Source organism: Cytobacillus sp. FSL R5-0569, from assembly GCF_038007265.1.
In the GTDB taxonomy this organism is placed as follows: Bacteria; Bacillota; Bacilli; order Bacillales; family Cytobacillaceae; genus Cytobacillus; species Cytobacillus kochii.
The window spans coordinates 3836604-3861344 of record NZ_JBBOWW010000001.1; the positions used below are offsets into that span (position 1 = coordinate 3836604).

Here is a 24741-nt window from a genome sequence, read left to right on the forward strand (position 1 = left end):
CTTATTTTGTGATTGTTCATCGGTATCGAAAAAGGAACCCTTACACAGTAATAAGGATAAGCATATAGAAAAAGTAACTTATGGAAATGGTATAAATCAAATATTCGTTTTTTACTATGAGTTAAAAAGAAAAAAAATAACCCGAACCATTGTTCAGATTATTTTTTATTAAACAGGTTAACTCGCTTTGATTTTGTTCGTTTTTTTCAATAAATAAAGTAAGTATGGTGCACCAATTAAAGAAACAATTATTCCAGCAGGTATTTCTTTCGGAGCTAAAACGACTCTTCCAAGAAAATCAGCTGAAATAAGTAAAATCCCGCCAATTACTATGGTTAATGGCAGTAATTGTAGTAGCTTCGGACCGACCAGTTGTCTAGCAATATGTGGAGCTAGTAAACCGATAAACCCAATTGCTCCAACCACTGATACACTGATGCTTGACAACATAACAGCTAGTATAATCATAAACATACGCATTTTACTTGTTTTCACACCTAAACCAATGGATAGTTCATCACTCAATGATAAGATCTCGAATGTATTGGCCATATAGAGAATAACCGGAAATAGTAGTAACGATGTTATCATCACAATTACTAGATCACTCCAGCTTGTCCCATAGGTGCTACCAGCAAGCCATGTTAAAGCTTGTGATGCATGAAGGTTCGCACGTACTAATAAAATCTGTATAATAGCAGAACCTACCGCGGATACAGCAACACCCATTAATAATAGAATCATCGGTTGATAACCGCTCCGCGCACTAATAAACAATACAATTCCCATTGTGACAAGTGCACCAATTAATGCACCAATTGGAATAAGGACAAAGGGGGCTTGTGGAAAAACAATGAGAACCAACATCGCCACTACACTTGCACCTGAAGTCACACCTAAAACAGAAGCGTCAGCAAGTGGGTTACGTAAAACAGTCTGCATCATTAAACCGCTAGCCGCCATCATCATACCAATTCCGAAGCTGACAACCACTCGAGGCAAGCGAAAATCCCAAACGAAGGTATTATACATCAATTCTCTTGGCAATTCTAAAAGACTAGTGAAACTTGTTCCCCCAAACGAAAGGCTAAACCCTACTAATCCAAGAACGGCGAGAGATATGAGGACATAAAATCTTTTAACATGCTTAATTCGCACTTTCCCCTCTAATGCTCCTCCAGCAGTTCTCGTTTTCCTACTTATCTTTAAGGCTAAATAGACTAACCAAGGTGCTCCTATAATGGCCGTCATTGCTCCTACAGGTAACTCAGACATACTAGATATCATACGAACAAAGATGTCAGCACATATGAGTAAGCCTGCACCGACCACTATATTTCCTATTAGCATGGATCGATGCTTTCTAAATCCCATTAAACGAACAATATGTGGAGCCATAATACCAACAAAGCCAATTGGGCCTACTACTGTAACAGAGACAGCAGCTAATATAATTGCAATGCCCCAACCTATTAATTTACTTATCATCACATTTTGTCCTAATCCTACAGCTACATCTTCCCCCAACAGTAAAGCGTCAAAACGATGACCTATTATAAAGGCAAAAAGAAGAGTGAAGAGAACCCATGGCAAAGCAAATTGAACGCCACTCCAATCAAGCTGTAACAATGTTCCCGCTCCCCATAAAAACAACCCGGACACTTCATTTTCATATAAAAGCTGCAGGGCACTAGTAAATGAAGAAAACAACATTGTTACTATCAATCCAGTTAATGCGATTCTAATAGGATCCAATGCTCTACCTACTAAAAAACTAACAATTAAAGCTGCTATGATTCCTCCAAGCATCGTCACCAAAAATGGAAAGGCACCCTTTATAGAAGGAAAGAAAATGGAAAAAAGAACAACAAAGAAAAATGCTCCTGCATGAATGCCTAGTGTACTTGCACTTGCGAGTGGGTTTCTTGTCATTGTTTGTAATAACATCCCTGCTACGGCAAGTGCAGCTCCAACTAAACAACCAATTAAAAACCTCGGCATTCTACTATAAAGGAGAAAATTCAGTTCCTGCTCATTATCCCATACTTCCATCCAAAAGCTGAGTAAGCCTGTTGAAGCTTGTCCTTGGCTCAAGTGGATGAGACCAAGAATAATAAACAAGAGCACACATACCGCAAATAATAGAAAGGGTTTAACTCTCATAACATTACTTCACTAATGTCTCTTCAACATGATCAACTAAAGTTTCCATAGAAAGAACACTACCAAACGTCCACACACCTGCGCCTACATCGTACATCAAATCATTTTCTACAAAGTATAAAGAATTCCAAGCTTTGTTTCCTTCTAAATTATTAAATAACGGATCATCTTTTTGTACAGTATGAAGAAATATAGCTTCTTCGTACTTAGATACACCCTCTACATTTGTTGTAATAAAACCACTCGGCTGAGGATCTTGGTCCTGTATTTTATTCGTCAATCCTATACCTTCAAGTGTATGGCTCACCGTTGAGTTTTCTGTAAATAATCGAAAGGTCGGGGCTTGATTCGCAGAATAAGCTTGTGTAAAAACAAATTCATTTGTCTTTAATTGAGCTGCAGATATATTCTCTTTCGCTTCTGCCATTTTTTCCTCTAAATGAGCAACTGCCTCGTCAGCCTCTTGTTCTTTACCTACTAGCTTACCTGTCTGCTTTAATGTATGTAACATGTAAGCATATAAGTCTTTTTGAGCTTCCTCTGTAGAACTATCAAAAATCACTACAGGAGCTATTTTTTCAAGGTCCGCTTTAAACTGTTCTTGATATTCCATACCAATAATCACATCGGGCTCTAACTTTGCTATTTCTTCAATATTTGGTTCTGTTCTTAAACCAATATCCACAACACTATCATCTAATTTAGCGTCAATTGTTACCCACTTATTAAACCCCTCTACATCAGCTACTGCAGCTGGTTGTACACCAACAGCTAATAACTCTTCAGCCACGCTCCATTCAAGAGCAACTACTTTCTCCTGAACTCCTTCAAAGCTGCGTTCACCTGACGCATCTTCAATGACAATCGTTTGATTGCTATTATTCTCTTCTCCACTATTACTCTCTTCTTCCTTTTGCATACAACCAGCTAAAATGAGTACAAATAAAAGCATAATAAAATATAATTTCTTCATTAATCAAAGCTCCATTTCCAAAAAAATTAATTATCATAGCAATCTCATTCAAAGTGAAGAAAATTCCGAAATATTAAAAGCTAATCATTTGAGAATTTAATTTGATTTTAACCTTTCAACAATGATAATCATTCTCATTTTAATGTAAAAAATAGCGTTTGGCAATACACTATTTTTATTGCTCACACTACTATTCATTCTTTAATCATTTTAAATGCTCTTATCTTTAATAAAATCGTATATAATCGATATCATATCTTGAATGAACATTTCTTCAATCAAACGACACAATGAAAACGCCCACCTTCATTAAGGTGGGCGTTCGTTCTTATATTATTTACCCTCAGATGTCCCGTTAAGGTCTACGTCTTCCAGTAATTAATTGGAATAATAAAACGACGAGTGCAATAACTAATAATAGGTGGACAAGTCCTCCTGCGACATCAAAGCTAAATCCCAAAATCCATAAAATAATTAAAATACCGATAATCGTCCAGAGCATTTTACATTGTCCTTTCTGTTGTGTATTTGTTCGATACTCTTACATACCCCAGAAAAAAAACACTTAAACCTACAGAACATTTCTCTATGTTTAGAATATATGAGAGGAAGGGAAAATACAGAATAGATATTTCACCTATTAACGGAAGAAGGGATACTATTGGGCACACCTGTCGTTTATGACTTTATTGGCATTGGCTTAGGGCCTTTTAATTTAAGTCTTGCAGCTTTAACTGATCGAGTCAAAGATTTAGATGGATTATTTTTTGAACAAGAAGAGGAGTTTGTATGGCATCCAGGTATGCTTATAGAGGGCACAGATTTACAGACACCCTTTTTAGCTGATTTAGTAACATTTGCCGATCCAACCAGTCCATATACATTTATCAATTATTTACATACTCATGAGCGCTTATATGCGTTCTACTTTTTCAACCAATTCAACATTCCGCGCAAAGAATATAGTGACTATTGTAGTTGGGTAGCCCATCAATTATCACATTGTTATTTCAGCCATCGTGTAACAAATGTGATAGAAACAAAGGATCATCTTTATCAAGTAACTGTAGAGAATCTACTAAAAAAAGAAGTATCCAACTATTTAACAAAGAATCTCATTATCGGAACTGGCAGTATACCAATGGTGCCAAAGGGATTAGATGGAGATTGGCCAAACAATGATATTACTCACTCAAGTGAGTATTTGTTTCATGAGAAGCAATTGAAAAGTGGTCATTCAGTCACTGTAATCGGTTCTGGTCAAAGTGCATCTGAGATTTTTTACGACTTATTGTTAGATCAGAAAAACCACGATTATGAACTAACATGGTTTACAAGATCTTCAGGACTTTTTCAAAAAGAAGATGCCAAATTAGGGAAAGAATTTTTCTCACCTGAATATATTCATTATTTCCATCAACTTGATTTTGACCATCGTCTTGAAGCATTAGATTCTTTAAATCAACTACGGAATGGCATTGACCCCGAAACTTTAAAGAAAATTTATAATCTGCTTTACCACCGTTCTATTAGTGGGGAAAAACTCAATGTAACTATCCAACCCTTAACAGAAGCGCAGAAAATAGAGAAAATAGAGAAGACGTACCATCTACATTGTCAACAATGGCAGCAGGAGAAAAAATTTATTCATCAAACGGAAAAGGTCGTCTTAGCAACTGGTTATAAACCTGCCCTACCGAATTGGTTATCGCAATTTGCCGATGAAATCATTTGGGAAGACAATAAACGATTCAAAGTAACGGAAAATTATCAAATTGACTTTAAGAAAAAGAAAACAAATCATATCTATACCTTAACCAATATCGAGCATTCCCACGGGGCTAGTGCAACAAATCTAGGCCTATCTGTTCTAAGAAATCAAAAAATCATCAATTCAATTGCTGGAAAAGAAATATACCCTGAACCAACAAAAACGGTTTTTCAGCAATTTTCACCGAAACACTAGTCAATGTTGATACAGTCAATAAAGAAACCCTGCTGATGAAAGTCTATTCAGCAGGGTTTTTCTTTATTATTTTAGGTTAGCGACAGTGCCACCATCGACTCTTAAATCAGTTCCAGTAATATAGCTTGCAGCATCACTCACTAGAAACGCAACGGCTGAAGCAATTTCAGTTGATTCTCCTTCACGCTGCAAAGGTGTTTTTTCTAGTAACATCTTCATTTGCTCAGATTGACTAGCTTCCTGTCTACCCATTGGTGTATTTATCGTACCTGGAGAAACAGAAACAATTCGCGCCCCTTTCTGTCCCCACTTCCATGCTTGGTCTTCTACAATTAATAAAACACCTAATTTCGAAAAGCTATAGGCAGCACCAGAATTCGTTTGATAGAAAGGCTCCATCTTCTTGTGTAAATCTTCAGCTAACGGCGCCTTTAGTATTTCGCTATACGGCCCTTCCTTTGGCACCATATGTCCACTCATTGAGGAAATACAGACGGCAACTGTCCCTTTTTGTGCGATTTCATAGAAGGCATCTAAAATGATACTTGTTCCTTTTAAATTTACATCAACAATTCTTTTCGCATCAGCCATCGTCGGTGATAATCCAGCTGTATTGATGATGGACTTTAACTCACCTAATGAATCAGCCTTTTGCACCAATGCTCGAACATTTTCTTGATCTGTTATATCTACTGTTTGATAATGTACTTGAGCGATTCCTTTGTCATTTAACTCTTGTTGGGTCTGTTTTAATCTCTCTTCATTCACATCGGCGAGCAAATAGATATCTTCCTTGTTTAACGCTTCTGCAATCGCTTTTCCCATGCCACCTGTACCACCAGTTATTACATGAACATTTGTCACTTATGTTCCCCTCCGTTATACTTCAATTTACTATCACTTATAATTGTAAAAAAACAAGCCAATACAAACAAACGACATTTTCACACTAAATGTCCAATTTAAGGAGATGAGGAAGCAATGCTACAAAATACATCTGCGAAAGCTTATATCATCACAGCACTACTAGAGCTATTACATCAAAAGACATTCTCTTCTATAACAGTAAAAGAGATTGTAAAAAGAGCAGGCATTAGTCGCTCTACCTTCTATGTCTATTACTATGATAAATATGATTTGCTTGAGCAACTCTCAAAGGACATTATCAACGAATTTTTAGCCTTTTATCCTCAAGCTAAAAAAATGCACCATCCCCATTTAAAGGTTGAAGAAACAACCAAGGATATATGTAATCATGTCTTTTCTTATCAATCTTTTTATAAAGAACAGTTAAAAAACCCACAATTCATTCACCAATTATCACGAGAACTATCTGCAGCATTAATGCATGTCTATAACCATAAAAGTTACGCCTCCTTTTCTAGCTATGGCACAGTTGGCTTTCTGGCTGAATGGGTATATGACTCTTTTCAAATGACACCTGAGGAAGCTGCTATTGAATTAAGAAAGATAGGGACGACAGATTGGTCAGCTTCACATACAAACATGAAAACGGCGAACTCTAAGGAAAAATGATTATTCCATTAAGGATCTTTATTCTTTGGATATACAAGTCAATTGAATTTCTCTATGCAATAATATAAAAAAAGCAAGGTGAATACTTCCATTAAAGTAACCTTGCTTTTTATTTTATCTTCATTTATTTAACAAAAGTTCCTGCATTTAGTCGTCGTTGCATTTCTTTTACAACGAGGGATGGACGACTTAGTACACCATCAACAACCGTCCCCAAATATATTTGTAACGCTCTTACTGTATGAGGACCCATAAAACCATCAGGATTTGCACCAATCATTCGTTGTAATGCTTTTACCATCGGACTTCCTTGTTTTCCACTAGCAAAGTGAATCGTTCCATCATAGAAGGCATTCGTTACACTATTTTTCGGCTGATTACTGATGATACCATCAACAGGAGTACCAAGTGCTTTTTGTAGTGCTCTCGTTGTTGATTTTCCCCATTTTCCGTCCACATTCAGATTCGCTTTCGGGGCTATTTGTGGCTTCTTCGGCACTCCTTTTTTGATTTTTTCTAATAAAGCAATGTTTTGCGCCGCCGTACCTTGATAATTATTCATCCCATATTGCTTTGCTAATATTGCTCGATTCTTGAAAGATGAGTCGATCCCTTGTGCGTTAAGATAGTCGACAATACTATTTCCATTCTCAACCGGTTTTGGTTTTGGTTTCGGCTGATTAGGACCGGGGGAAGGGGATCCGAAATTTTCCTCTTCCTGCACCCCATCTACTTTATTCAAAAAATCCTCCCATGTAATGCCCTTATAACCCGCGCGCAATTGTGCGGGGCAGTTTTTCCCTGACCAATCGTGATGTTGTTTAATTCTACTCCGATCCAACCCATACTTGTCCATCAACATTTTGACTAATGCTGCTCCATTATTGATTGTCTGTTCATAATCTCCATCGGCATTGATGCACATTTCAATATGAATCGACGCCGTATTCCCCGGACCTCGCCCATCTCCTGCTGCCCAGCACATCACATCATCTTCAAATGACTGAATTACCATGCGATCATCCACTTGGTAGTGCCAACTAGCTTGTCTTGCATTTAAGTTCGACTGTAAATTAGCGTGCATCTGTGCATTTGCTCCGATTCCCATATTTCCTGTTTGATGTGGTGTTATATATTGAATTTTGTTCCCTTTACCATAAGAGCGTTGATTAACCACTTCCTGAGATACCAGCTGCTTTATCACATTAACCATATAAAAACACTCTCCTTTCTATAATATATAAGTAAAAAGGACTGCCCGTGTGGACAGCCCTTCATAAAAATACATATAGAAAGCCTATTTTTTCTATAGAATGGAGGAGTAAAAATATAATGAGCAAATTACTGGTCTAGGTATATAAGACGCATTTGCTACTCTATTGTTTCAACCGTGTTGTTAATGCAAATGCATTTGGCTTCCCAAAATAGCGTAGTAACCTAAAAACATAATCGACATTCAAAAATTATGACAATAAACGAACGACTTGCTGTTTTTGGGTGGGGAAATTCCTTGCATGCATCTCACTCTGTAGACAATTATGAAAAAGTAGCATGACTGATTAAACTAAATAACCTCTGACTTAAACTCAAAAAAAGAAGACGAACTAAAAAAGTTCGCCTCATATACTAAAAATAAACGAGAAAATAATCTGAATCGGCACGAACGTATTTTCCCTCTATTACTCCAAACAAAAAACCCTTAAATAATAAGGGTTTTAAGCATTTATCCAATTGAACCTTCCATCTCGAACTTGATTAAAAATGGATTTCTATCCTTTTCATATCATTTTAAAAATAGGAGTTTATCTGAATAAATAAGTTATACCTTTTAATAGAATTCATACTTTTTCAATTCGAATCGGCACGAAATCGGCACGTTTGAACACTCTTTCTAAAATAAAATAATTAGTTTCTTCTATTATATATTAAATTGCACTGCCAACTTCTTTTAATACCTTAAGCAGCATCGGCATAATTTGTATAAGCACATATCCAAGCGCTCCATTCTGAATACCAGTCCATGCTCTATCACTTTTCCCTAACATGAAGAAAAAACACGAACCAATTACAACAACCGAAGAAATAGGGAAACTCAATGCAACCATCAAACCAACTAACGGATCTAATGCGTGTGCCAATATCTCAAGTGACTTATCACCAAGATACTCAGTAGCTCCTACTGGTATGGCTTCGGATGATGCAGCAAACGCTGGTTTTGCCATAATTAAGGGAACGGCAATTGATGTGCCTATTCTTCTAACACCTTTCCAGTTTCTCTTTTTCTCTTTATTTTTATAAGAACCAGACATAAATTCGTTAACGGACATCGTTTGAGTTTTCATTTTAAATCCTCCCATAAGTAGATTTTAAAATTCATACCTTCGCATAGCTTTTCTAACCGGTTTCTTCTATATAAAGTAGTCGTCACCCAAACTAATTGAAATTGTGGATTAAATGTAGATAACTTTCTGTATTTTTTTATCTTTTGTACATTCTTTTGCATGGATTGTTTATTATCTATTTCTACAAAGTGGTGAATTTTATTAAGTATAAAAGCTGCGTCAGATATGAGGGAAATGTTGTTGAGGGTTATTTTGACTTCATTGCGCCATGTGGTAGGTCTACCGAGTGAAATGTATAGGTCATTACGCATTAGAAAGTGATTGACTTGTGCTGTTTTCTTTCTTACTTTATCAGCTTGAACAAACTCACGACCTGATGTATTTAAATAATAAACTTTCTTTCTATCTTCCGAAAAATGAGATAAGTATTGGTTCATATTTCTTAAAATTTTTTGAGCGTTGCGATCTTTGCCAAGCTTATGCATTCGTTGCAATTGCTCCCGAGTGAGATAATCACATTTCTTCAAGCTTAAAAGTATCTGTTCGATTCGTTGTTGATTCTTCAAATTTAATAACCTCCTTCGCCAGATATGGCGAAACCTGTCTAGTTATCTCATCATTACTGATGAATGGTGTTTGAATGGTATTAGTCTTTACATTTTTATATAGGCCTCTACCTGGTATCATCGGTAATTGTTCCGCACCTGTCTGACCAAGTGCAGTATTCGATGCTGTAGCATCATCTAGTACATAGCAAAGTCGAATAGGTATATTACGTTTTGTTTGTTGTGGAATAGATTGAGCACTAGGATATTGTGTGGCATAAATCAAATAATATCCTGCTCCCCTCCCCTTACGAGCTATACTTGTTATTGCATCCATAGCAACCGGATGATCAGTTAAGTCTGCTGCTTCATCAATGAAGATAAAGTGTCGCTCCTTGATGTCTGCCTCTGTTACATCCTCGTATCCTTTATCTACAATAGATTGGTACTCCTTAGTCATCTGTTCATCAATGGTTAGTAATATCTGTTTAGCTTCTTCTGGATCACGTGCAAAATTATCTGTTTGTTTCAGATTTTTGAATCGTTGAAATGCTGAGCCACCTTTTAAATCTATAAGATGTAAATGTGTGTGTGCTGGTTGTTGTGCTATAAGTGTTGTGACTGCCAACTTTAGAAACACACTCTTCCCAAAACCAGTGGCGCCAGCGATGATAAGGTGTTTATCTTTGTCAAAATTATGATGTATGATTGATGTCCTTGTATGGCCGACTGGTATGGACCAGGTATCTTTCTTTAATAGGCTATCATCCCATATATACTTTTCTGCAAATCCCTGATTGTAAACTTTAATACGCAACATGCCATCAAACGATATTTCGATTTCCTTTTTCTTTTTTGGTTTTTCACCTAAATTTTTGATCTGTTTAATAATGTCTTTATTGAGCTTGAGAGATAACAAATCAGTATAGGAGTAATCAATCGAGTTGTCTTTAATATTTAAACCATCCTCCAATACATGTGCCTTATCCATTACATCCTTTGATGACATACCTAGAGGTAACTGGTAGATGTACTCCATTCCTCCTTCGATTTTCCTTTTCTTTTGTAGGCGAATCGTTTTTACCTTTCCTTCTTCCCTGATTGAAAGACCAGCGTTATTAAATATCTTCTGTATCTTGTCAGAATCGTAAGTTAGGCCGGCTTTTTTGAGGTATGAGTAACCTGCTAAACTCCCCATTAAAGTGGTCGATACAATTTCAAAAATCACACCACCATCTCCTTTTGTATTACGTAGTAATAGTTGCAAGATAAACGTCACTTGATAGGACTGCGTCACCCTTTTTACCTTCTATTGTCCATGAGTTCGCATTAATGTGCGGCAGCCGAATTTGAAAACGAATATCTTGCCGAATGATATAGCGTATGATAATGCGTTTTTGTCCTATTCCATAAATCTTTAAAGGACAATCATGTTCGTTGTTGAATATTACACTTAGGTGATATAAATGGAGAATAAACTTGGAAAATGGCATAAAGAACATGGAGTTTCTCAAGCTTTTATAGCTAGAAAGGTAGGAATTACTGAAAGCACTTATAGCAAAATAGTAAAAGGGGAAACATTACCGTATGTACAAAACGCTATTAAAATTGCACGAGCGCTCAATACCACTGTTGAAGACTTGTGGGGCGAACTTACAGAAGAAAACAAAAATTAAGACCACCTTTTTATGAGGCGGTCTTAATTACTTTTAATGTTCTCGGTCTTCCATCTTTCCAGTCTACATAACCGTTTTCTCGTAATTTATTTAAAATCCCACTTATAGTGGATGAAGATGCTAGTCCAACCAAAGCGCTTAACTCTCTATATGAAGGCGGATAATGATTTTTTGCAACGTATTTTTCTAATGTTTCTAACACTTCTCTTTGTCTAGTTGTTAGTTTACGCATAATTGACCCCTCTTTGTCTTTTTGGTTTTGCTACTGATAAGATTCCATCAATGCTAAATGTCCTCATCTGTTGCTTTTGCAAGTCATAAACCATAACATTATCTACTTTAATTCTCCGTATGATGACTAACCTATAAGAGATTTCTCCAGAATTATTTAAATAAATCAGTTCAATTGGTTTACGCTCGTTTAATGAGTATTTAAACAAGTGGTTCATTCTTACCAGCTCCTTTAAACATAATTTTACAGGAACATTCGTTCTATTTCAATTTGTTTTCGAACAAATGTTTGTATAAAATTAGTTCATAAGGAGTGAATGGATATGTTAAAGGATCGCGGCAAGATGAAATGGCAAGGATTTTTCATGAGTGAACACACCGAATTACTCAAACAGATACCACGTGAATATGAAAAGATAAAGAAGCCACAACTAGATGAGCAAGAACTTCAGGAAATACAGATAATAACGATGGAATCATTAAACTACACCCTTACAATCAAAATGACAATTTGGGTTGATGGGATCACGAAAACTTATGAGGGAATTGTCGATAAAATTGATCATATTAATATGTACATTCACTTGGAAACGAACAATTTAAGAATCTTAAAATTTCACATTGATGAAGTGATATCAGTCGAAAGGGTCTAGATAGTCTATTAAAATAATAAAACTAGGTAGCCAATAAATTTTCTTGGCTACCTTAGTTAATACAAAAGTATTTCTTCAATTATGATTCCCTTCACTTTTGCATTCTATTTGTGCTTTTTTTTGTTTCCTTTGATCAATCTTTATATCTATATATATAGATACTGAAGCAAACATATAGTAAAACCCTAAATACGATGTTATATCATATATTTTTTCTGGCATTCCTTTAAAGTACCACCAAGATGTAGCTAGTACAAAGTAACCTATAGGAAAAGAAACCATTAATGTACTAAATTTTTTCATAATCCTCGCCTTTTAAATTAATTTTTTCAAAGCCATTTTTTGTGTTTTTTTAACGCTTTGTCCTCACAATTTGCAACCATCCAAACTAGCATTATTCCTGTCCCCAGAGCTGTGGCCTTAACACCAAGTTTTATAATGGCTTTAGCAGCTTTTTTATATTGGCCTTTTTTAATCATACCTACAACACCCTCAGCAGTAAACTGAGTAACCCATAATCCAAAAGAACTTTTTAAATTGTCCTTAATACAAGAATTAACAGCTGCAGTAAATTTAGGATTTTCCTTTTTAAGAGCCATTATTTCAATTTCAGGAGGCTCAACATCATTATCTCCTCCATTACCACCTCCATTACCTGCACCATTTCCCGGATCATTCTTATCAATAAATGCTCCTGAGGCAATTAATGTATTCTTGATATCTTGATATTCTTCCTTACCAGAATATCTTTCATCAAGTACATCTTCGTCAAATCCTAGTAAAATATCATTCTTCTCATCAATTATTGCTCCCTCTTCAACAAGAAATTCTAACTCAGAAGCTAATTCTTCAGCAAGTAATTCTTCTTCAGCAGTTAATTCAATATTATCGAAATCAATATCGATCTCTTGCTCTTCTGCATTAACTCTTACTGGTATGTTTCCTAATAAAGAAAATAATAAAGCAAAAACCATTAACCCCTTTAAAACTCTAGATAATTTTTCTTTTTTCATTTCTCTCTCTCTTCCTAATATGGTATATTTTACATAACGAATATTATTACAATTTTTAGAATTATTCAATAAAAAAATATAAATCTACCAAATTAGGTATTATATACCTAGTATAATAACTATCTAAAGGAGACGTTTGTCATGAAACCAGAGGATATATATGTTTCCGTCACTGATGAGAAAGGTGATAAATACTATATCCTTGCTCAAAGTAGGCCAGTTACCATTGTTGGAACATCTGACAAAGGTGGAATAAAGGTTGAAGGTAGTACAATAAAAGAAACCTTACAGAAAGCATTTGAAGTAATCAAAAGTCCAAATAAAATTGATTAATCGAAAAGGTGCCCCTTTAATATGAGGCACCTTTTTATTATTTTTCATTTAATTAAAAATATAAACCGATAAAATAAAATAAAGGCTTATATATATAACATATACAATGACTAAGTTTAAATTATACTTTACAAACAGATTTTTAACTTTATCTGCTACATCAAGTTTCTCGACAACAGTTATTACTACTAAACCCAACAATACTATCCAAATTAAATAAGTATTAGCGAAAGCATTCTCAAAAAAAGGGAAAACCCTTATTAATAGAGTAATTACCACAAAATTTACAAACGTGGTGTATTTCTTTTTTTGCTGAGAATCTGATGTATTATTGATAGATTGTTGCATTTTACATAACTCCTTTAAAAAATATTACTTCCAATGCAAAGTAACATCATAATATTGTACTGATGAAGGGGAAGTGTAATTACTATTTTTATAACGTGTCATAGTTTCATAGTATCTTCTCTCACCATTTACATATGAACTTGAAACCCAACCACCAACATAAGTTTTATTAATTGAGCTCGCCCATGATTGAACTCTTCCCAAAGTCCAAGTATAAATTACTGACTTTGTTAATTTACCACCAGACTTTGCTACGATAGATGATACTAGTATTTCTGCAGCTGCTTTTACTCCTGCATTATTATAAGTTTTATAAGTTGGTGCAATAACAGAAACATAGCTACCACCGGAATCATTTGCAAATGGTGTGATTTTTGGTTCTGGTGATACTACATTACTATACATGCCTGCTAACTGTTCCTCAGTTAATTCAGTATTCCCAGTAAACTCAACCCCATTATACACGTAAGTAAATTGATTTTCTACAGATTCTTCATAATTAACTGCATTTTCTGTCTGCTGATTTTCTACTCCATTTGCAAATGCTGGTGTTACTGCTGATAAACCTAAGATAAATGCTGCTGATGTTAATAATGTTTTCTTCAACCTAATTTCTCCATTCTATGTATGATTTGTACAAATCTTGTAATTATTGTACAAAATTTAAATATCAGAAAAATGTAATTATTGTCAATATATTATTTTTATTTTTTAAAAAAATTAAATATTAATAATAGATACTATTAAATCAACAACTACACAATACAACCTAAGTTATTAATTTTTTTAATAAAACATCTATATATGTAAATCATTTTGCTAACAAAATAAAAGCCCTTCAATTAAGAAGGGCTTTTGTTATTACTTTTTAAATATCTTAGCGCTTGTATCAGAACCAACATAGATATTACGTTTACCTCTAGAAGTCTTAATCGTCACGACATTTGCTTGAGGCTTATCAAGAATCTCGTACGTTAACCCGCCAAACGCAGCAGGAGTGAGTGACCAGTCAGAGTTCTTTTTAACAGGTGCTACATTAAGTTTGTATGTTCTCCATGTCTTTGCTGATGCTGGTAATGTTACGTATTCTTTTTTCGGTTTTGGCTTATTTTCCTTTGGTTTACTTGGTTCTACAGGCTTAGCGCCACTTTGTAATTTTTCTAATAAAAGTATATTTTGTTCTGGTGTTCCTTCATAATCATTGATTCCATATTGTTTAGCTAACTTCTTTCGATTAGAGAATGAAGAATCAATCCCTTTTGATTTAAGGTAATCCACAATACTTGTAGCAATATTAGATGGCTTAGTACCTTCACCTTTAGAAGGAGTATCCACATTTGAACCGTTAAACGTATCTGTTCCATAACCTTTATAAATAAATTGAAGGTGTGGCTTATCAATAAAACTTTTCCAATCTCCACCCCACTCAAAACCAAGGCGCTTAGCTTCTTTAATAGCTTTTTTTACATCGGCTGCACCATATCCATTCCAAAGTGTTTCACCTTTTGAATTTACAGGAACAAAATCCAAAGCCTGTCCAACCAAATGATAAGAACGCATAGTTTGAGAAGCTCCACTATTTACATATTCACGCTGTTTTGCTTCGGTACGGATAGTTTCGTAAATAAGAATATTAATATCATTTTTCACTAAATACTCATGCCACTTTAGAGCTAGAGCCTTTGTATTGTCCGCAAGCTTTGCAATGTTATTTAAGTTTCTTTCTTGATAATATAATGTCACTTAAAACACTCCCTTATTTATTGTATTAGAAAAGACTGCCCGATTGGACAGCCTTATAATTTATCTTCTTTCTCTAGCCAAGCCTTTTGTTGTTTAGCTTTTTTGGTAAACCCAAAATGATTCTTATAAATTGTGTATAAAGTGATTCCTAGAGCAATACCACCCGTCAGAACAATACCAAATGCGTCAATACTCGCAGCTGTAAGCCACTCAAACTTAACATTAAGAGTGCCTAGAAACATCATGATGGCTGATAAAAAACCAACTACTTGAGCAACAACATCTTTATTCATGCCTATCACCTCCCTTCAATTGAATTTCAAGACCATGCACCCTTTTATCTAATCTGTTAATCCTCATGTGGATGGCTTTACGATCATCATCACTCTCTTTCATTTGCTCGCGAAACTCATCTATAGATTTTTGTAGATTGGCAATGGCATCACTCAACGGCTTTACAATAATTCCTTTAAAAATAAAAGAGATACCCCCAAAGAGAGTACCTAGTATGGCGAGCAAAGCAGCCCATTCTTGTAATGTTAATCCGATAAAAGTCAAAATTTCTCCCCCTTATGCAAAATAAAAAAGCCTATTCGGCTTCCGGTGCTAATCGACCAATAACTTTATTTCTAATCACTTCCGACAATCGCCCTTCCACGCCTGCCATAAAATAATCCATCATAGGCATAGTAAAGCTTCCATCAACGTTTAATTGTTGGTTTGGTATACTTGTTTGATCTGTACCTCGGAAATTCACAACCCGTAATTGTTCCCCATTTTCAGTGATATTTCGGGAACTTGTTTCTATAAAGTTATATTGCTCCATCATGCTGTTACCTCCTCTGTATTATTTTCTTTGCCTAATTCCAGTGCAGTATAAAGCGCTGCAACTCCAATCGCATCACCGTCTTTAAATTCATGCTCTGAATCCTCTGCAACAAGTGGATTGATGACAGATTTAAGCGAGCTAATCTCAACCTTAGAGTCTGTGTCATCAATCGAATTAAATTGTTCTAGTAACTTTTTATATTCTTCTTGGTGCCATTCTCCTTTCTTAGTTCCGGTGTCTTTTTGAAATTCTTCTTGCAGTTGTTTTTGCGCTTTTGAAAATGTCTCTAGTTTTGATTTAAGCTTTTCTGAAATGCTTGTACGATGAATTGATTTTAACCCTTTTACAGTTAATCCATCTAGGAAATTAATGACGTGTACTAAATCTTTATTTTTTATTTTCATGCTACTTTATCCTCCAATTGTTTTACTTTATTTTTTAATATAATGATTTCGTTTTTTAACAGTTGGTTTTCGGTTTTTAGCCAACTTATCTCATCTGAATGACCTAGTGTACGTTTATCCAATTCCTGAATAGCCTTCATATTGATACTGTTCATAAGATATTGCTCTACACCATCACCATCAATTAATTCATCGGCAATTTGATAACCCTCACCTATAACTAACCCTTGTCTTACTCGTGAATGCCCACTTTCAACTTCTCTTTTTAGGCGGTATTGGTAAATTGTTGATCTGTTAATGATATCTAACGCACTGTCTGTCCATTCTTTTATGTCTTGCTTATATGAAGCTAATGAACCTGTGGGAAAACTAGCTGCTCTAACAGGGATATACGTTCCTGTAGTTCCACTAGCTGTTGCTCTCACTTCGTTATTAGCTCTTACAAATAAATTTTGACCAGCAGTATTCGGATTTACTTCAATATAATTACCTTGAAATCCAGCTGCGACCACTTGGCGCCAAATAATACTTCCTTCATCAGCCATTCCAACACCTGTTGCTCTTATGTCACCGTTAGCACCCAGATATAAGTGAGTTCCTCCTGCTGACGTGTTTGTAGCAATTCCAGCAAAATACCCCTTATATCCTCTCGCATTACGGTATACTGGATTACCAGAAGAACCATCCACATATCCCTTGTTAACAAACCTTGTTTCATCATCTGACCCTATATAAGCATTGGTTGAATTAGTGCTGAAACCAAAACCATAAATAACAGAAGCTCGTAAATCACGATATACAACTGATCCGTCCGCTTGCGTAAACGCTGAACTTGTTATTCTTACTTCTCGATCTGTGCCGATATATCCATTATATCCCGGTCCAAAACGTAATCCTTGAGCCCTGATAGGTCTGTAACTGTAATTCTCTGCAACACCATCTGATGGAATACTTGAAATATTAACCACCCTGACTTCATTAGTTGAGTCCGGAGCCAAATAGACATTAGAATTACTTGTGCCTAGAGCTGCACTTGTTACTAGTGATCTATCAACACTAAATCGTTGAGAACCGCCTGAATTATATCCAAACAAACCGTCAGGATTAACATTTACATATTGCCCATTAGACTGCGTAAGACGGACATTTCCTCCAATGATTTCTAAGTTAGTTAATCCGTCAGAAGAACGGAACTTAGCTCCATATACGTCAATACCTCTCAATGCACCTACATTGATACGGTCAGCGTTCACGCTTGCAATTTTCGCAGCTGTAACAGCTAAATCATCAATTTGCGCTGTACCGATAATGGCATCTTGTAATTTTGCACGCGTAATAGACGCATTTGCTAATGCGCCATTCTGAGCTGTTATACTATTGGCTGCCATTAAGTTTGCTGTGATTGAGCCATCTACAATCAATGCTGCGTTATTTTTTCTTCTAACGACAAGGTTATCAACATATAGGCGGTTAGAAGTTTCTCCATTGTTTTCAAATGTAACGCGAATTCTAATATATCCAACTCCAGCTGGCACTTTATATGAACCATTCATTTTAGTCCAATTTACGGTCTTGGTTGTTGTAGTGAAAGCTGTTCCCCAACTATGATGTTCTTTAGAAGGAGAGTAATTACGTACACCAAAAGTTTGTCTTCCAGTCCCTGCAGTATTGTGATTTCGATACTCCCATTCAAAGTAAAGCTCATCCCCCTCACTTACTTGGATATATCTTTCTTGCATGACATCAACATTGCGAACAGAATTTGCCCATAAAACCATGGTCTTTGTTGAGCCGTTTTGTAAGCCCCATGTTGTTTGATCATATACCATAAAAACTGAGTTACTTGGGTTTTCGTTTATCCATCCATTTACTTTGTTTGTAACGTTGGTAGCATCATCCTCGAATGTTCCATTATCTACGAGATTTGTAAAATCACCTACATCAAGTAATCTAGTGTGGATTTTCACATCTCCAGGTTGTACATTAATCGCACCAATAATTCCATCACGGTCTACTTTTAGCTGAATATCATCAGATAATAACCTGAGTGATGATTCACTTTGCGTCATGCGAGTTCCGAGGGTATCAATCTGTTGGGTTTTTAGCTCTATTTCATCAGATAGTAAATCGAGCGAAGTTTCCGCCCTTGATAACGCGGTGCCTTGTTCATTAACGGTTTGCGAAAGCGACGATACATTTTGACTGATTTGATTTGCTTTAATGTCCACATTAGCTATCTGCACAACTGCTGAATCGACTTCATTAGTAAGTGTATCAATATTAGCTTCAACATTTTCAGCTCTTACAGATAGCCCATCTAGGGAAGAATCAATACCGAGCATCTTGTTTTGATAAACGCCGTTATCAACTTTATTAAGCAATTCCTCATTGACGAGATATATCTTTCCGTCCACATATTCAACCCCAGCCTTATTAGCTAACTCTAACATTAAGCTAACTTCTGTGGCTTTGATTTCGGCATCTGTATATTGTTTAGACTGTGCTTGGATTTTTTCTCTAGCTTCATTACTTAGTTTATTTATATCAATAGAATTATCAGCAATTATCTCAAGTTTCCTTAATTCCTCAGCTATTTCAGGACCAAATAGAATATCGGGTGTTCGTACTCGATGTGCGGAGGCGCTAACTTGCACTGACCAATCACTAGCTGTACCATGCTGATTAACTGCTCTTATTCTGTAATACCACACTTGGTCTGTTTCTACGGAATGTAGAAAGCCGCTAGTATTTCCCCTCCACAATAAATGCTGTGTATCTGGCACAAAGTCTTTTAATTGTGAGCCATATACTTCGTAGTGTTTTACATAAATCGAACTGCCGTAGTCCCAATATAATTGTATAGCTCCCATTCCACTTATCGCTTCAACATTTATTGGAGTAGTGGGCTTGATGTCTGGGAAACTACCTTCAGTTACTTGTTGTGGGCGGTCACGGATTTTTTCAACTTCCTTTTCTAATTCTTCAAGCCGATTATCATCTAACTGTAGAAATTGACCCATCTCAACAACCATCGTGCCATCAATGTCTAAAAGGTCATATTCCATGGCGATGATACGAGATTGTATTTCTATTGGTCTAGCAAACTTACGGTCTATTGCTATGGCTGTATCACCCAAACTAACTTTATCGTCAAATAAATCAACAGATAGGCGATAATTAACTACTGGTTTATTATTATTTTGGAGATTATCCCATGTTGCCCACAATAGTTCCTCGGGGTCCTCATAGTCTTGGTTGCTAAACTGACCAAAACGATGTAAAGCTACACCATCACGAATGCGGCGATAACTTGCAAACGCCTCTGGATCACCAACCCATTTTTGCCCTTTAGGTTTATCGAATAGATCTCCATTAGCAATAGACATTTCAACATCGCCGAAATCAATGTAACGAGTGTTGCCGCCGCCTTCTGTTTCAAGCGATGCTCCCCAACCATACATTGCAGTTACAGGATAGCTTAAAACTTGTCTACCAATCTCGGTTGTATTGTGGTCGATTTCAAAGCGTTGACCTGTATCTTTGCCAAGTCGTTGGATGATTTTTATCTTACGAGCGACAATATTATTTTCCTCGTCAAACTCAACGACATCTTTAACTTCACCGCCCCAAACTTTGATAATCTCCCAAACAGCATCGACTGACCGCATGCGGTAAAAGTTTGTGGAGGCAAGTCCTAAGTCAACTTCTACTTCGCCTATCCAACCAGTACCTTCTAAAGCTGCATCCAGAGCAACTTGTGCAGTCTTATCAGAAAATCGTTTATCTAAGATAATATGCTCTGCAAGTTCTAAAAACTCTGGTTCACAGGTAGCTGTAGTTAATGGTCCATCCATGCCGTCAGAGTCATCAAGCTCTTTAATAACAAATATCCTTAAATCACCTTCATGATCTCGAAAAACAACTTTATTTTCTTCAAGTACATACTTAGCGTTTTTGCTGTCAGCTTCTACAGTAAAAGAAAAAGGTGTTTCTGGTATCTTATTAATTTCAATACGGTAAGGAGCACTAATAAGACCACTATCTTCAGAGATAATGGTCAATGGTTGATTGTCTTGGTTAAAAATGAATAACTCTGTCAAAATTTCACATCCTTTCTACAGGGGAATTGTCACCTCCTGTCGAAATAGGTCTATCGAAGGGGGTGAAACTATGGCGAAAAAAATATCAAAACAGCGATTTGAACAAATAATTAAAGAAGTACAAGAAGTGACTAGGAAAGAATTCGCTAAAGGTCTTGAAGAAGCTTATGGGCAAGAAAGAATTGTCCCATTACAAGAGTTTACAGATGAGATACTTCCAAAATTACTTAGTAAAACTTTTGTTAATGCAAACACTCATGCAGAGTATATGATTCATGATATTTTATCTGAATTAGATTTACTTACAGATGACGACGATTAAGTTTATTTTTCTCAAAGTCGGATTTGATTATTTCAGCGATTGCTTTACCATTAACCTTTACAGGAGTGGGCAGCTCCTGACCTTCTAAAAGTTCAAGGATTCTGTCCATTTTCTTTTCAATTCTCTCTAGTTGAGATACAGTAGTCATTCTTGCTTCACCATTAGGTTTTTCTACACCTAAAAACCCTTTTGCCCTAACTGGCTCATACTTCGCTCCACTCATCATTATCCCTCCTAATAATATCTCTCGTCATAAACCAAATCACAATTATGACTTGCTTTTAATGTAATTTCACCTGGTTGTAGCAACACATAGTTCGATGACATGCTGACCCCTGACCTTAAATCGTTACCGTTTAAAAACACCTTGCGACCAACATAATCAATCTGCAATCTATCTCCTGCGACAAATGTATAGTTTAGTAAGAGGTATAGACCACTGCTTGCTGTAAATTCAAATTTATTGCTTGCTTCATTGAAAACAACGTTTATAGACCAAGGTGTCTCTCCTTGAGTTGAAATTATATGTGTCGCATCTGTCTCAGTCACATTGATTTCTTTAGAATTCTTTCTTTTTGCTGGATCAGTGCAAACAAAAATAAGAGTACCCACCAATGAATTAGATTCTTCATCTGGTATATCAGCACTCTGCAATGTAGCGATAAAATAAGCTTCTTCATCGGTAAATTCTAACCGTTTTTTGCTGCCTAATAAGAAGGCATTCAAATTATTAAACCGATTCCTTAACCCACTACTAGTCTTATCCTCAATCAAAAACTTCACTGGGATTTCTCTAATATCATAGGTGAATCCCTTTTCTCTTGCGCCATGTTGATAAGGTGTTTCCGTGATATTCATTCTTCTGGAAAGAACACCTCTACCACCTACTGACAACGTGACAAATCTCCCTGTAGCATCTGTTAATAGTTCATCAAGGTTAAACCCATTAAAAACAGTTTGCAACGATAAGAGGGCATTCTTTGCGTTATCATTTGGTATGGTATCTATAAAGTTATACATAAACGTAAGCGCCCTCCTATCTTGGTCGTTTGTTGTTTCTAAAGGCTTTTCGATTTTGGGCATTAGAAATATCATCGACAAAAGCATTAAATTCACTTTGTCCGATTCGGATATTGATATTAGCTGGTTCTTTTGAAACCGATACTGCGCTTTGCACATCACTATAAATCTTTGATTGTGCCATTTTGTTTATACCAGCAACTTCGCCTGCCAGATTAAAACGAGGGACATCAGGAACAACCGCATCACCAAGTGCTTGAGATGCTTTTTCAACCCACGAAACTGAATTATCGAGACCTTTTACCATACCTTGACCGAAGTACTCCATTAAACCTATAGCTACTCGGCTTGGGGAATGTATATCTAAAGCTCCTCTAATAGAGTCACCGATTCCATTAGCAATTGATTTCGCTTTATCCCACACCGCGGAGGACATTGCACCTACTCCATTGATCAACCCTTGAATGATATCTTTACCAATTTTGTAAAGGTCAATATTTTTGAAGAATTTGACTACCTCACCCCAGATGTCGCTCACCTTGGTTTTTAGGTTTGTCATTGTCGTTTTTACTGCATTAAATTTATCTTGGAATCTACCTTTAACTGTGGAAAAGATTGTTTTAGCGACACCAACAACTGTTTCTTTTAAAGCGTTCCAGATGCTTGCTCCAAAAGTACGGAGAGTAGACCATATACTAATAGCTCTGTCATAAAGACTCTTGAAATAATCAACTATTGACTTACTCATTTTGGATGCAATACTTGATGCAGTAGAGCCAAAGCTCTTGAAAAAGTTAACTATTCCAGTCCACATGGATTTAACTAGACTTAAAGCACTCTTCCCTAAGCTAACTAGAAGTTTCCTTAATCCACCTACAAAAGAAAGCGAAAATAACCCTATAATTAGATCAATCGCTCCAAAAAACAACTGTTTAATACCTTCCCACATTTTCGACCAGTCACCAGTAAATAATCCAGAGAAAATTTTAATTAGTCCCATTATGATATTTAGGGCGCCATCTATTACTTGTTTTATAGCCGTCCAAACCATTTCAACGACAAATAAGACCGCTGGCATAATAAACTCAACGACCGATAGAATCATCTTAAATGCGTTTTTAACAGCCTCAACAAACTGAGTGCCATTCTCATCCCAAAATTGCTTTATTTGATCGATTTTTTCGCCTATGAAACTAGCTACTACTGAGAAAACCTGCATAGCAATCGTCTTTAAGGTTTGGAAAGCAGAAGTGACTTTATCTCTAAATATCTCACTGTTCTTCCAGAAGTAGATAAATGCTGCTACTGCACCAATTACTAATGCAGCGAGCCAAGCTATCGGATTCATCAGAATAGCAGTATTCAACAACACCATCGCTGTCCTAACCCCTAAAATTATGTTTTTAAGAGTATTTAATCCAGCAAAAGTTGCAATAAAAACAGCTACACCCATAGCGATCTGTTTTAGAATAGGAATATACGGTTGTAATAACGAAAACAACGATTGGAAGTACCCAATAACTACAGGTAACACAGTACTTATCCCCTTAGCAAAGGAATCTAGGAAGGAAAAGAAGGCCTTCCCTGTCGTCGTTATGATATTTTCAATACTTTTTAAAGGAGTGTTTTTAAGTACTTCATCAATCGCAGTAATGATATTGGTAACCCCTCTAACAACTGCAGTTTGCATATTAGTCCAAGCTGTCCGTATTCCACTTGTAGACGTCTTCGCTCGTTCCGCAAATCCATTTACACCTTCATTTAATTCAATAATCTTATCATTGAAATCTTGAAAGGTGATTTCACCACTTTGCAATGCAGCATATAGATCATTTTGAGCAGAGGTACCAGCAAAACCAAACGCTTTTGCAGTATCATTTAGGGCTACTCCCATCGTTTCCTGTAATGTACGCCATGACTGTAAATCAACTTCACCTTTAGATAACATCTGCACATATTGGTTTAAACCACGAGAAGCATCCGCAGATGAAGAACCAGACGTAATGAATGCATTATTAAGGGCTAAAGTGGTATCTGTAGCTCCTTCTAAATCATTCGTCATAGTCGCTATTTGTTGAGCAGTGCTAGCTACATCATCTAGGGTGGTTGGTAATCCTTGAATACCATCAGATAATTTGTTTATGGCTTTTTCTGATTCCTCTGCCGAAAATCCCATTTGCTTCATCACGGTAGGAAAGGTTCCTAGAGTATCATATCGAGATACTGCACCATCTATCGCATTTCTTACTGTATTAATGACACCCACAACAGCAGATATTCCAAGAATGGAGCCGATGAAACCTTTGATAGAAAAGCTTGCTCTATCCATGGTTCTGTTGATGTCGCTGGTTGTATTCCCGAAATTTTGTAATCCATGTCTAGCTCTTTCTGTACTTGACATGAACTGTCCTTGAGCGTTACGCAAACGCCCTTGAGCATCGATGAAGCCTCCAGATCGCCTGATTGCATCTTGAGTAGCTTGTGAATAGTTGCTAGTTGATCTTTCTAATCCGTTAACGCCACTAGCAGCACTATTAAAAGCTC

At 36.2% G+C, this 24741-nt stretch carries 28 protein-coding genes; 6 read left to right on the forward strand and 22 right to left on the reverse strand.

Annotation, left to right across the window (positions count from 1 at the left end; all coding sequences use genetic code 11):
• Positions 1–177: 177 nt before the first annotated feature.
• From MKX78_RS19425 to MKX78_RS19435, 3 genes are all read right to left on the reverse strand, one after another.
• Positions 178–2163: an iron ABC transporter permease gene (locus MKX78_RS19425; protein WP_307318385.1), complete on the reverse strand. Its 1986-nt coding sequence runs from the start codon at positions 2161–2163 to the stop codon at positions 178–180.
• Positions 2164–2167: 4 nt separating this feature from the next.
• A complete protein-coding gene (locus MKX78_RS19430; RefSeq protein ID WP_095372003.1) occupies positions 2168–3136 on the reverse strand; it encodes an ABC transporter substrate-binding protein in 969 nt (322 codons plus the stop codon).
• A gap of 355 nt (positions 3137–3491) precedes the next feature.
• Positions 3492–3638, reverse strand: a complete 147-nt coding sequence (locus tag MKX78_RS19435) for a lmo0937 family membrane protein (protein WP_157733904.1) — start codon at positions 3636–3638, stop codon at positions 3492–3494.
• Positions 3639–3797: 159 nt separating this feature from the next.
• On the opposite strand from MKX78_RS19435, the gene MKX78_RS19440 reads away from it, so the two are divergent.
• Positions 3798–5102: a lysine N(6)-hydroxylase/L-ornithine N(5)-oxygenase family protein gene (locus tag MKX78_RS19440; RefSeq protein WP_341051960.1), complete on the forward strand. Its 1305-nt coding sequence runs from the start codon at positions 3798–3800 to the stop codon at positions 5100–5102.
• 66 nt (positions 5103–5168) lie between these two features.
• Here the strand turns inward: MKX78_RS19440 and MKX78_RS19445 are convergent, their stop codons facing one another.
• Positions 5169–5966, reverse strand: coding sequence for an SDR family oxidoreductase (locus MKX78_RS19445; RefSeq protein WP_322910431.1), 798 nt, complete (start codon positions 5964–5966; stop codon positions 5169–5171).
• Positions 5967–6083: 117 nt separating this feature from the next.
• On the opposite strand from MKX78_RS19445, the gene MKX78_RS19450 reads away from it, so the two are divergent.
• On the forward strand, positions 6084–6638 hold the full coding sequence (locus MKX78_RS19450; protein ID WP_307318389.1) for a TetR/AcrR family transcriptional regulator: 555 nt from the start codon (positions 6084–6086) through the stop codon (positions 6636–6638).
• A gap of 124 nt (positions 6639–6762) precedes the next feature.
• Here the strand turns inward: MKX78_RS19450 and MKX78_RS19455 are convergent, their stop codons facing one another.
• From MKX78_RS19455 to MKX78_RS19470, 4 genes are all read right to left on the reverse strand, one after another.
• A complete protein-coding gene (locus tag MKX78_RS19455; RefSeq protein WP_341051965.1) occupies positions 6763–7851 on the reverse strand; it encodes an N-acetylmuramoyl-L-alanine amidase in 1089 nt (362 codons plus the stop codon).
• A 712-nt stretch (positions 7852–8563) separates the two neighbouring features.
• Positions 8564–8980 (reverse strand): hypothetical protein, encoded by a 417-nt coding sequence (locus MKX78_RS19460; RefSeq protein WP_341051967.1) that lies wholly within the window; start codon positions 8978–8980, stop codon positions 8564–8566.
• A complete protein-coding gene (locus MKX78_RS19465) occupies positions 8977–9546 on the reverse strand; it encodes a replication-relaxation family protein (RefSeq protein ID WP_341051969.1) in 570 nt (189 codons plus the stop codon). The genes MKX78_RS19460 and MKX78_RS19465 overlap by 4 nt, the downstream gene beginning before the upstream one ends.
• Positions 9494–10822, reverse strand: coding sequence for an FtsK/SpoIIIE domain-containing protein (locus tag MKX78_RS19470; RefSeq protein WP_341051971.1), 1329 nt, complete (start codon positions 10820–10822; stop codon positions 9494–9496). The genes MKX78_RS19465 and MKX78_RS19470 overlap by 53 nt, the downstream gene beginning before the upstream one ends.
• 169 nt (positions 10823–10991) lie before the next feature.
• Here MKX78_RS19470 and MKX78_RS19475 point away from each other — a divergent pair, with 169 nt between their 5' ends.
• Complete coding sequence (locus MKX78_RS19475) at positions 10992–11201, forward strand: helix-turn-helix transcriptional regulator (RefSeq protein ID WP_341051973.1); 210 nt, start codon at positions 10992–10994, stop codon at positions 11199–11201.
• A 10-nt stretch (positions 11202–11211) separates the two neighbouring features.
• Here the strand turns inward: MKX78_RS19475 and MKX78_RS19480 are convergent, their stop codons facing one another.
• On the reverse strand, positions 11212–11433 hold the full coding sequence (locus MKX78_RS19480) for a LexA family protein (protein ID WP_341051975.1): 222 nt from the start codon (positions 11431–11433) through the stop codon (positions 11212–11214).
• Positions 11426–11650: a hypothetical protein gene (locus MKX78_RS19485; protein WP_341051977.1), complete on the reverse strand. Its 225-nt coding sequence runs from the start codon at positions 11648–11650 to the stop codon at positions 11426–11428. The genes MKX78_RS19480 and MKX78_RS19485 overlap by 8 nt, the downstream gene beginning before the upstream one ends.
• 105 nt (positions 11651–11755) lie before the next feature.
• On the opposite strand from MKX78_RS19485, the gene MKX78_RS19490 reads away from it, so the two are divergent.
• Positions 11756–12085, forward strand: coding sequence for a YolD-like family protein (locus MKX78_RS19490; RefSeq protein ID WP_341051979.1), 330 nt, complete (start codon positions 11756–11758; stop codon positions 12083–12085).
• 329 nt (positions 12086–12414) lie between these two features.
• Here the strand turns inward: MKX78_RS19490 and MKX78_RS19495 are convergent, their stop codons facing one another.
• Entirely contained in the window at positions 12415–13098 is a 684-nt protein-coding gene (locus tag MKX78_RS19495) for a hypothetical protein (RefSeq protein ID WP_341051981.1), read from the reverse strand.
• Positions 13099–13239: 141 nt separating this feature from the next.
• Here MKX78_RS19495 and MKX78_RS19500 point away from each other — a divergent pair, with 141 nt between their 5' ends.
• Entirely contained in the window at positions 13240–13431 is a 192-nt protein-coding gene (locus MKX78_RS19500) for a hypothetical protein (RefSeq protein ID WP_341051983.1), read from the forward strand.
• A gap of 48 nt (positions 13432–13479) precedes the next feature.
• Here MKX78_RS19500 and MKX78_RS19505 read toward each other — a convergent pair whose 3' ends face one another.
• The 8 genes from MKX78_RS19505 to MKX78_RS19540 all read right to left on the reverse strand — a co-directional run bounded on the left by MKX78_RS19505 (position 13480) and on the right by MKX78_RS19540 (position 20855).
• On the reverse strand, positions 13480–13779 hold the full coding sequence (locus MKX78_RS19505; protein ID WP_341051985.1) for a hypothetical protein: 300 nt from the start codon (positions 13777–13779) through the stop codon (positions 13480–13482).
• A gap of 24 nt (positions 13780–13803) precedes the next feature.
• Positions 13804–14385 (reverse strand): hypothetical protein, encoded by a 582-nt coding sequence (locus tag MKX78_RS19510; RefSeq protein ID WP_341051987.1) that lies wholly within the window; start codon positions 14383–14385, stop codon positions 13804–13806.
• Positions 14386–14640: 255 nt separating this feature from the next.
• Positions 14641–15522 (reverse strand): M15 family metallopeptidase, encoded by an 882-nt coding sequence (locus MKX78_RS19515; RefSeq protein WP_341051990.1) that lies wholly within the window; start codon positions 15520–15522, stop codon positions 14641–14643.
• Positions 15523–15575: 53 nt separating this feature from the next.
• Entirely contained in the window at positions 15576–15815 is a 240-nt protein-coding gene (locus MKX78_RS19520; RefSeq protein WP_341051992.1) for a phage holin, read from the reverse strand.
• On the reverse strand, positions 15808–16080 hold the full coding sequence (locus tag MKX78_RS19525) for a hypothetical protein (RefSeq protein WP_191813058.1): 273 nt from the start codon (positions 16078–16080) through the stop codon (positions 15808–15810). Before MKX78_RS19525 ends, MKX78_RS19520 begins: the two co-directional genes overlap by 8 nt.
• A gap of 31 nt (positions 16081–16111) precedes the next feature.
• On the reverse strand, positions 16112–16351 hold the full coding sequence (locus MKX78_RS19530) for a hypothetical protein (protein WP_341051995.1): 240 nt from the start codon (positions 16349–16351) through the stop codon (positions 16112–16114).
• A complete protein-coding gene (locus tag MKX78_RS19535) occupies positions 16348–16755 on the reverse strand; it encodes a hypothetical protein (protein WP_341051996.1) in 408 nt (135 codons plus the stop codon). Before MKX78_RS19535 ends, MKX78_RS19530 begins: the two co-directional genes overlap by 4 nt.
• Positions 16752–20855, reverse strand: a complete 4104-nt coding sequence (locus MKX78_RS19540) for a phage tail spike protein (protein ID WP_341051999.1) — start codon at positions 20853–20855, stop codon at positions 16752–16754. The genes MKX78_RS19535 and MKX78_RS19540 overlap by 4 nt, the downstream gene beginning before the upstream one ends.
• A 70-nt stretch (positions 20856–20925) precedes the next feature.
• Here MKX78_RS19540 and MKX78_RS19545 point away from each other — a divergent pair, with 70 nt between their 5' ends.
• Positions 20926–21177, forward strand: coding sequence for a hypothetical protein (locus MKX78_RS19545; protein WP_341052001.1), 252 nt, complete (start codon positions 20926–20928; stop codon positions 21175–21177).
• Here the strand turns inward: MKX78_RS19545 and MKX78_RS19550 are convergent.
• Genes MKX78_RS19550 through MKX78_RS19560 form a run of 3 tightly spaced genes read right to left on the reverse strand, consistent with a single transcriptional unit; the run spans position 21158 to position 24598 of the window.
• The gene (locus MKX78_RS19550) at positions 21158–21400 is read right to left on the reverse strand and encodes a hypothetical protein (protein WP_341052004.1); all 243 of its coding nucleotides are present in this window, start codon (positions 21398–21400) and stop codon (positions 21158–21160) included. The genes MKX78_RS19545 and MKX78_RS19550 overlap by 20 nt on opposite strands.
• Positions 21401–21411: 11 nt before the next feature.
• Positions 21412–22197 (reverse strand): distal tail protein Dit, encoded by a 786-nt coding sequence (locus tag MKX78_RS19555; protein ID WP_341052005.1) that lies wholly within the window; start codon positions 22195–22197, stop codon positions 21412–21414.
• A gap of 16 nt (positions 22198–22213) precedes the next feature.
• Positions 22214–24598: a phage tail protein gene (locus MKX78_RS19560; protein ID WP_341052007.1), complete on the reverse strand. Its 2385-nt coding sequence runs from the start codon at positions 24596–24598 to the stop codon at positions 22214–22216.
• Positions 24599–24741 lie beyond the last annotated feature (143 nt).

What these genes read in the sequence shown, in the direction of transcription:
- MKX78_RS19430 (WP_095372003.1), bottom strand. Translation starts at nt 3,136, where the DNA reads ATGAAGAAATTATATTTTATTATGCTTTTATTTGTACTCATTTTAGCT.
- MKX78_RS19520 (WP_341051992.1), bottom strand. Translation starts at nt 15,815, where the DNA reads ATGAATAAAGATGTTGTTGCTCAAGTAGTTGGTTTTTTATCAGCCATC.
- MKX78_RS19475 (WP_341051973.1), top strand. Translation starts at nt 10,992, where the DNA reads ATGGAGAATAAACTTGGAAAATGGCATAAAGAACATGGAGTTTCTCAA.
- MKX78_RS19555 (WP_341052005.1), bottom strand. Translation starts at nt 22,197, where the DNA reads ATGTATAACTTTATAGATACCATACCAAATGATAACGCAAAGAATGCC.
- MKX78_RS19480 (WP_341051975.1), bottom strand. Translation starts at nt 11,433, where the DNA reads ATGCGTAAACTAACAACTAGACAAAGAGAAGTGTTAGAAACATTAGAA.
- MKX78_RS19545 (WP_341052001.1), top strand. Translation starts at nt 20,926, where the DNA reads ATGGCGAAAAAAATATCAAAACAGCGATTTGAACAAATAATTAAAGAA.
- MKX78_RS19455 (WP_341051965.1), bottom strand. Translation starts at nt 7,851, where the DNA reads ATGGTTAATGTGATAAAGCAGCTGGTATCTCAGGAAGTGGTTAATCAA.
- MKX78_RS19460 (WP_341051967.1), bottom strand. Translation starts at nt 8,980, where the DNA reads ATGAAAACTCAAACGATGTCCGTTAACGAATTTATGTCTGGTTCTTAT.
- MKX78_RS19530 (WP_341051995.1), bottom strand. Translation starts at nt 16,351, where the DNA reads ATGATGGAGCAATATAACTTTATAGAAACAAGTTCCCGAAATATCACT.
- MKX78_RS19505 (WP_341051985.1), bottom strand. Translation starts at nt 13,779, where the DNA reads ATGCAACAATCTATCAATAATACATCAGATTCTCAGCAAAAAAAGAAA.
- MKX78_RS19435 (WP_157733904.1), bottom strand. Translation starts at nt 3,638, where the DNA reads ATGCTCTGGACGATTATCGGTATTTTAATTATTTTATGGATTTTGGGA.
- MKX78_RS19500 (WP_341051983.1), top strand. Translation starts at nt 13,240, where the DNA reads ATGAAACCAGAGGATATATATGTTTCCGTCACTGATGAGAAAGGTGAT.
- MKX78_RS19495 (WP_341051981.1), bottom strand. Translation starts at nt 13,098, where the DNA reads ATGAAAAAAGAAAAATTATCTAGAGTTTTAAAGGGGTTAATGGTTTTT.
- MKX78_RS19550 (WP_341052004.1), bottom strand. Translation starts at nt 21,400, where the DNA reads ATGAGTGGAGCGAAGTATGAGCCAGTTAGGGCAAAAGGGTTTTTAGGT.
- MKX78_RS19450 (WP_307318389.1), top strand. Translation starts at nt 6,084, where the DNA reads ATGCTACAAAATACATCTGCGAAAGCTTATATCATCACAGCACTACTA.
- MKX78_RS19490 (WP_341051979.1), top strand. Translation starts at nt 11,756, where the DNA reads ATGTTAAAGGATCGCGGCAAGATGAAATGGCAAGGATTTTTCATGAGT.
- MKX78_RS19425 (WP_307318385.1), bottom strand. Translation starts at nt 2,163, where the DNA reads ATGAGAGTTAAACCCTTTCTATTATTTGCGGTATGTGTGCTCTTGTTT.
- MKX78_RS19535 (WP_341051996.1), bottom strand. Translation starts at nt 16,755, where the DNA reads ATGAAAATAAAAAATAAAGATTTAGTACACGTCATTAATTTCCTAGAT.
- MKX78_RS19560 (WP_341052007.1), bottom strand. Translation starts at nt 24,598, where the DNA reads ATGTCAAGTACAGAAAGAGCTAGACATGGATTACAAAATTTCGGGAAT.
- MKX78_RS19485 (WP_341051977.1), bottom strand. Translation starts at nt 11,650, where the DNA reads ATGAACCACTTGTTTAAATACTCATTAAACGAGCGTAAACCAATTGAA.